Origin of the sequence: Falsigemmobacter intermedius (assembly GCF_004054105.1) — a bacterium.
In the GTDB taxonomy this organism is placed as follows: domain Bacteria; phylum Pseudomonadota; class Alphaproteobacteria; order Rhodobacterales; family Rhodobacteraceae; genus Wagnerdoeblera; species Wagnerdoeblera intermedia.
This window is the reverse complement of the sequence record NZ_SBLC01000075.1, coordinates 1-5,569: the sequence shown is the minus strand read 5'-3', so window position 1 is coordinate 5,569 and position 5,569 is coordinate 1. Positions and strand designations below refer to the sequence as shown.

At 59.8% G+C, this 5,569-nt stretch carries 6 protein-coding genes; 5 read left to right on the top strand and 1 reads right to left on the bottom strand.

Features of this window, described 5'->3' with window-relative positions; all coding sequences use genetic code 11:
* A partial coding sequence (locus EP867_RS18605) for a spike base protein, RCAP_Rcc01079 family (protein WP_128490949.1) occupies positions 1-296 on the bottom strand: 296 nt, incomplete at its 3' end.
* Between the two features lie 160 nt (positions 297-456).
* On the opposite strand from EP867_RS18605, the gene EP867_RS18600 reads away from it, so the two are divergent.
* From EP867_RS18600 to EP867_RS18580, 5 genes are all read left to right on the top strand, one after another.
* Positions 457-804 (top strand): GIY-YIG nuclease family protein, encoded by a 348-nt coding sequence (locus tag EP867_RS18600; RefSeq protein WP_128490948.1) that lies wholly within the window; start codon positions 457-459, stop codon positions 802-804.
* Positions 805-971: 167 nt separating this feature from the next.
* Entirely contained in the window at positions 972-2,168 is a 1,197-nt protein-coding gene (gene repA / locus EP867_RS18595; protein ID WP_128490947.1) for a plasmid partitioning protein RepA, read from the top strand.
* Positions 2,169-2,171: 3 nt separating this feature from the next.
* Positions 2,172-3,131, top strand: a complete 960-nt coding sequence (gene repB / locus EP867_RS18590) for a plasmid partitioning protein RepB (RefSeq protein WP_128490946.1) — start codon at positions 2,172-2,174, stop codon at positions 3,129-3,131.
* Between the two features lie 216 nt (positions 3,132-3,347).
* Complete coding sequence (locus EP867_RS18585; RefSeq protein WP_128490945.1) at positions 3,348-4,418, top strand: helix-turn-helix domain-containing protein; 1,071 nt, start codon at positions 3,348-3,350, stop codon at positions 4,416-4,418.
* A 197-nt stretch (positions 4,419-4,615) separates the two neighbouring features.
* A partial coding sequence (locus EP867_RS18580; RefSeq protein WP_128490944.1) for an IS110 family RNA-guided transposase occupies positions 4,616-5,569 on the top strand: 954 nt, incomplete at its 3' end.

Sequence of the window (5,569 nt, the reverse complement as noted above, 5' to 3'; positions counted from 1 at the left end):
ACCGCGTGACCGGCTTCACACAGACTGCAACACACCAGGTGAAAATAACTTGGCAATGCCGTCCCGGTAGCACGAATGCGCCGGGCAAAGAGGGGATAGGTGCCGGGCAAAAGCTCGCCGGTGGTATAGGTCTGCCCGTCGCGCGAACTGATAAAACTCAGCGTTCCTCCCTCCCCCCCGATCGAGATGGCACGGACCATCTGAGTGAGATCATTGCTGTCGGAAGGTGTCACCGCAAAACCGCCGATCGCGGGGCCGGCGGGGCCAAGGGCATGGCTTTTGAACGGATCACTCATGCTGTCTCCTGTCAGAGTTTCCGGGAATCGCCCGGTCGTCCGGATCAGTTAACGCCCCAAAACCTGCAACTTTCCTGGTCGCGCGTTCGCTGCTGCGATCTGGACATTTGCCGCGCCTCTCCGCAGGCTCTCAGGAAATCTCACAACCGCTGATACCGCATTGACCACCGACGCCCCACCTGCCCCGCCTGAGCAGCACGCTCCCGCCTATGTCTATGTTCTGGCCACAAAAGACCTGCGCGGTGTACGGACCTATGTCGGCTGGACCAGCGATCCGGCACGACGGCTGGCAGAGCATAATTCAGGCACAAAAAAAGGCGCCAGAAGCACAAGGGGCGCTCTCTGGACCCTTGTTCATCTTGAGCGCTGCGCTGATCGGAAAGCGGCAATGTCGCGTGAATGGTATCTGAAGAAGGACCAGACCTTCCGCCGTAAACTGCGCGCTTCCTTCGCAGGCGGAGGCTGTGACGGCGCCCATAATCTTCTTTCAGCCATTACGCAGCGGTGACCTTGGCCGGAGGGTGACAACCCTCGGGTGAAGATTCCTGTCGCGGCGTCGCGAATCTGCTTGTCAGACGGGCGCTTGCGTGCCAGAAACTTTTCTGTCGCTAAATTTGCACTTTTATGCAATTCTGCGTCAACTAACATCCGGCCCGACAAGAGGCATCGCAGCACATGACAGGCACAGCTCGTCCCAGCCCCGGATCCATCGCCGGAAGCATCAGCGCAAGCGCGGAACGGCTTTCGCATGCGCTGAACGATCATATGCGCAACAGTTTTCACCCGGAAGCCCGCAAAATTCTGCGGAAATTCCACCCTGCCGAGGTGGCGGAGCTGACGGGAATCAGCCTGTCGAATCTGCGGACCCGCCATCAGGAAGGCGACTTCCCGGCCGTGGAAACTGACAGCCGCGGGCGCAGGCTTTATACGGCCGCGGAAATCGATGCGATTCGCGATGTGATGGCCAGGACAGGGCGCAATGGCGAGATTTACCGCCCCGGCCGCCGCGAAGGGGATGATCTGCAGGTCATTTCGATTGTGAACTTCAAAGGCGGATCGTCTAAAACCACCACGGCGATTCATCTGGCGCAGCGCTATGCGCTGCGGGGCTACCGTGTTCTGGCGCTGGATATGGACCCGCAGGCCAGTCTGACCACCATGTTCGGCTATCGTCCGGAGATCGAATTTGCCGAGGGCGGCACGATCTACGACGCGCTGCGCTACAGCGAACCGGTCCCGCTGAGCCAGGTGATCCGGAAAACCTATTTCCACAACCTCGATCTCGCGCCTGCGGGGCTGATGCTCTCGGAATATGAGACCGAAACCGCCTATGCGCTGCAGCACCGGATCGAGCCTGCCTTCACGCAGCGCCTGGCCATCGCGCTGGAAGAGGTTGAGGCCGATTATGACCTGGTCATCATCGACTGCCCGCCGCAGCTCGGCTTCACCACCATGACCTCTCTGCTGGCCTCAACAGGCCTGCTGATCACGGTTGTCCCATCGATGCTGGACGTAGCGTCGATGGCGCAATTCCTTGAAATGGCTGGTGAAACTGTCCGCACCCTGGAGGAGATCACCGGTCCCACCGACTGGCGGTTCCTGAAATTCCTGATCGCGCGCTATGAGCCGACAGATGTTCCGCAGTCGCAAATGGCGGGCTTTCTGCGCTCCATCCTGCTCGATCAGGTTCTCAACACGCCCATGCTGAAGTCCACCGCCATTTCAGATGCCGGCATGACCCAGCAAACGATCTATGAGATTGACCCCTCTCAGGTCGTCCGCCGCACACTTGAGCGGATTTTGGAAAGCGTCAACGGGGTCGCAGACGAGTTCGAAAAGGTCCTCCAGGAGGCCTGGGGAAGGAAAGTTTAAGATATGGCCCGCCGCAATCTGTTTCAGCCGCCGCCCCCCCCTGCCCCCGCAACCGAGGTTCCGGGGGCGCCACGCTTTCCGAATACCGGCGCCATGTCGGGGATGAAGTCCACCCTGCGCGATATGTCGAGCAATGCGGTGCGCGAGATTGATCCCTCGCTGATCGACGATGACGGCCCGCGTGACCGTCTGGCTTTCGGGCCGGAGGCGGTGGCAGAACTGGCCGAGAGCATCCGCCAGCACGGCCAGCAGGTGCCGATCATGGTGCGCCCGCTGCGCGATCAGCCCGGACGTTATCAGGTCGTCTACGGCCGCCGTCGCCTTGCCGCGCTGCGTGTCCTCAATCAGCCGGCCCGCGCTATGGTGCGCACCCTTGACGACACTCAGGCGATTCTGGCTCAGGGCCAGGAGAACAGCCAGCGTCTCGATCCGAGCTTCATCGAGAAAGCGATGTTCGCGGCACAGCTTGCTGAAAGCGGCCATGCGCAGAACATCATTCTCGATGCGCTTGCGATTGACCGTCCGATGCTGTCGCGCATGCAGAAAGTTGCCCGCAGCCTTCCGATGAGCCTGATTGAAGCCATCGGCCCGGCCCATGGGGTCGGACGTCGCCGCTGGGAAGATCTGGCCGACAGCGTGCGCGAGAACGGCATTGATTTTGGCAAGCTCATCAAGGACCTGGACGCTGCTGCGGCGGGCCTCTCCTCTGATGAACGCTTTGAGCAAGCGGTTCAGGCCATCGCCCGCATCGGGGCAGGTGCCACCCGCCCTGCCCCGCGTGAGGCCCTTCGTCAGATCACTTCTGAACGTGGTCACCCGCTGGCTGAACTTAAAGCCGGCGCCCGCAGCCTGACCGTCAAAATCGACAGCCGCCAGAACCCCGATTTCGCCGCCTGGTTCGAGGCGAATGCCGAAGAAGAGCTTCAGGCGCTCTATCGCCGCTGGTCTGAGACCCGGCAGTAACCGAAACGAAAGAGAAAGGAGGAACGGACAGCCTAAAAAGGAACGAGCCCCCCAAGGTTTCCCCCGGAGAGCCCGATCTGTGTTCAGCAAGCCAGATCTGCCATCTCTCTCCTTAAATGTCAAGTCCGGCAGTTTCTGCCGTCGGATTTTTGCTGCCTTTTGACAGCAGACGGGCCACTTTGTTGGGCGCGACCGGAGAAGGGTTGCCCAAATGACATGATCCATCAGAATTTCCCCTCACAGGATGAGGGTTTGTCGGTGGTGCGCAGCGCCACGCCAGACCCTGTTAACATGGCCGAAGTGCTGCCGGTGCTGCGGCTTTGTGCAAAACATCTTGGGATCAGCGCGCAGGTCTTGCGGACACTCGAGGCATTGTTGAGCTTCCTTCCGCCCCAGCGGAATCACCACACCGTCTTTGCCTCAAACGAGACGCTCCTCTCCCGCATGGGCGGCATGAGTGAGCGAAGCCTGCGTCGTCACATCGAAGCCCTGTGCCTGGCTGGCCTTGTGCAGCGCAGCGACAGCGCGAACCGCAAGCGTTTTACCCGCTTTGATCCTGTAGAGCAGAGGGTCCTTCGCTTTGGCCTGGACCTTACGCCGATCTTCGCGGGGTTCAGTTCTCTGAAAGAACAGGCGGAAGAGGTCAAAAGAAAAGAGAGCCAGCTTCGCTTTCTCAAAACGCGTCTCCGGGCGGCAGCCGCGCGCAGACTTCTTGAAGCCCCCGAAGATCAGCCAGCGCTGGATTGTCTGAAGGCGGCTCGTCGTAATCTCTCCGCTGATGAAATCTCCAAGCATCTCGACCGGCTTCCCACCGTCATGGACCACCCTGCCCTGCCCGCTGAGCTGCATTCGTCTGAGGATCTGACCGGCAGTGGCGGACAAAATGACCGTCATCATCAGAGTCTCAATAAAGAACATATTGATAAAGAGGTTTTGCCAGTGCTGAAGGACCGGTACCCGGAGGCCCTGATTTATGCAGAGAAGCAGATTGTGACGGAGAGAGATGCGCTCATCCATACCCGTAATCTTGCGCCGATGATGGGCATTTCAAGTCAGCACTTCGACCAGGCAGTGGAACGGCATTCACCTATGGAGATCGTCGCCCTCATCTGGCAGCTTTTGCAGCGAGGTCAATCTATCAGATATCCTTCAGCCTACTTCTATGCGGCAACGCTGGGCAAACGGGCGCGCAACTTTGCGCCTTTGAGGAACGTCATTGGCCATACCCTCCGGAGATTGTCCGCGGACAATTACTTATTCACGTGTTGTCCGCGGACAATTCAATGAGAAATAGGTGGGAACGTGACGAGGTAAGAACAGCCATGGATGCGCTTTGAGTGTACGACATTTCGTGCTTCCAACCCTTTAGACCCGATGATCGCTGTGTGAGCTGACTGGGTCGGCGGCCTCTCCCATTGCATTCTGCATTCGAGGGTTGCTCCAGTCTTTCTGGTGCCGAGCCTCAAGAATGGGGGAGAGACCAAATGCAGCGTAGCATATTCATTGGGCTGGATGTCTATAAGGCAACGATCTCGGTTGGGGTCGCAGTCGGGGAAAGAGGCGGAGAAGTCCGCAGCCTCGGAACTGTGCCCAACCGCCCTGACCACGTGCGCAAACTAGTCGAGAAGTTGGCTTCAAATGGCGCGCGGCTTCATTCCTGCTATGAGGCTGGCCCATGCGGATATGGTCTTCACCGACAACTGGTCGAGTTGGGGCATGAGTGCATTGTGGTTGCACCGTCCCTGATACCGGTGAAGGCCGGCGACCGGGTGAAGACAGACCGGCGCGATGCGCTGATGCTGGCGAAATTGCATAGAGCTGGGGAGTTGACGGCCGTTTGGGTCCCTGATGCGGCCCATGAAGCGATGCGCGATCTTGTCCGTGCACGAGCCACGGCCATACGGGTTGCAGGCAAGGCGCGGCAGCATATGCAGGGCTTTCTGCTGCGCCATGGGCGGAACTATCCGGGCAAGAAAGGCTGGACGAAGGCTTACCGCAGGTGGCTCACGACGGTGCGCTTTGATCACCCCGCACAACAGGTCGTATTGCAGGACTACATCCATGCGGTGACGGACGCGGAGGCGCGTATCGAGCGCCTGACCGACCAGATCCTGCAACTGTTGCCGACATGGAGCCTCGCCCCGGTTGTGGAAGCGGTGCAGACCATGCGGGGCGTCGCTTTTGTCGTGGCAGTCACGGTGGTGGCCGAAGTCGGAGACTTCAACCGGTTCGACAGTCCACGGCAATTGATGTCCTACCTCGGCCTGACGCCATCGGAACACTCGAGCGGCGCCAGCATCCGCCGGGGCGGCATCACCAAGGCAGGGAGTGGATTGGCCCGTCGCGTCCTGATCGAAGGTGCCTGGAGTTATCGGATGCAGGCGCGGGTGAGCCGCAAGCTTCTCGATCGTATCGAGCACCTGCCTCAATCAGTGCGC

Bases quoted from the DNA above. Each gene is read 5' to 3' on its own strand.
- repA (WP_128490947.1), top strand. From the start codon at position 972: ATGACAGGCACAGCTCGTCCCAGCCCCGGATCCATCGCCGGAAGCATC.
- repB (WP_128490946.1), top strand. From the start codon at position 2,172: ATGGCCCGCCGCAATCTGTTTCAGCCGCCGCCCCCCCCTGCCCCCGCA.
- EP867_RS18585 (WP_128490945.1), top strand. From the start codon at position 3,348: ATGATCCATCAGAATTTCCCCTCACAGGATGAGGGTTTGTCGGTGGTG.